Origin of the sequence: Mesorhizobium sp. M0664, from assembly GCF_040320565.1 — a bacterium.
In the GTDB taxonomy this organism is placed as follows: domain Bacteria; phylum Pseudomonadota; class Alphaproteobacteria; order Rhizobiales; family Rhizobiaceae; genus Mesorhizobium.
Genome location: NZ_JAMYPW010000110.1, coordinates 1 through 1,049 on the forward strand (window position 1 = coordinate 1; position 1,049 = coordinate 1,049).

1 protein-coding gene is annotated in these 1,049 nt (G+C 64.1%); it reads left to right on the plus strand.

What is annotated here, in order from left to right; all coding sequences use genetic code 11:
- Positions 1-90 precede the first annotated feature (90 nt).
- A protein-coding gene (locus NKI39_RS34160) for an IS630 family transposase (protein WP_352536022.1) occupies positions 91-1,034 on the plus strand; the annotation gives its coding sequence in 2 pieces (ribosomal slippage) (positions 91-427 and positions 427-1,034; 945 coding nt in all).
- Positions 1,035-1,049 lie beyond the last annotated feature (15 nt).

A 1,049-nucleotide genomic window follows, 5' to 3' on the forward strand; every position in this document is an offset into this window, starting at 1 on the left:
GCTAGAGCACGTCCTGTGATCGATGAATCGATTGTGATGTGACGGGTGCGTTTTGTGCTGATTCAACATCCACCTCGATGGAGGTGGACGATGGGAAGAGCATTGAGCGGGGATCTTCGGTCGCGGGTCTTGAAGGCTTCGGACGAGGGCATGTCGGCGCGGCAAGCGGCGGCGCGGTTCGGCGTGGGAGTGTCCAGCGCGATCCGCTGGATTGCGCGGGCGAAGATCGGCGAACTGGCGCCACGCCCGCAGGGTCGCCGCCGCGCCTCCAGCCTCGATGCGCATGAAGCCTTCATCGTCGGGCTGATCGAGGAGCGCAAGGACATCACGCTGAACGAGATGGTGGAGCGGCTCAGCGCCGAGCATTCGGTGCGGATCAGCCGCAGCGCCTTGAGCGCCTGGCTTCGCGGCCACGGCTGGACATTCAAAAAAAGTCCGCGCACGCACTGGAGCAGGATCGCCCCGACGTCCTGAAGCGGCGCCGGGACTGGTTCGACGGCCAGCTCGATCTCGATCCGGCGAAGCTCGTGTTCATCGACGAGACCGGCCTCTCCACAAAGATGGCCCGCCTGCGTGGAAGAGCGCCGCGCGGCGAGCGCTGCCGGGCCGGCGTGCCGCATGGCCACTGGAAGACCACGACCTTCACCGGAGCGCTGCGGCTGACGGGCATGACAGCGCCCTTCGTCTACGACGGCGCTATGAACGGCAACATATTCGTGGCCTATGTCGAGCAGGTGCTGGTCCCGACATTGTCGGAGGGCGACGTAGTCGTCATGGACAACCTGCCCGCCCACAAGGCCGCCGGCGTGCGCGACGCGATTGAGGCCGCAGGGGCAAGCCTGCTCTACCTGCCGCCCTACAGTCCCGACTTCAACCCCATCGAGAACGCCTTCTCCAAGCTCAAGGCGTTGTTGCGAGCAAAGGCCGAGAGAACCATCAAGGCTTTGTGGGACGCCGTCGGTCCGCTTCTCGACCTGTTCACGCCAGCCGAATGCGCAAACTACTTTAAGGCCGCAGGATATGAACCGGATTAAACAGGACGTGCTCTA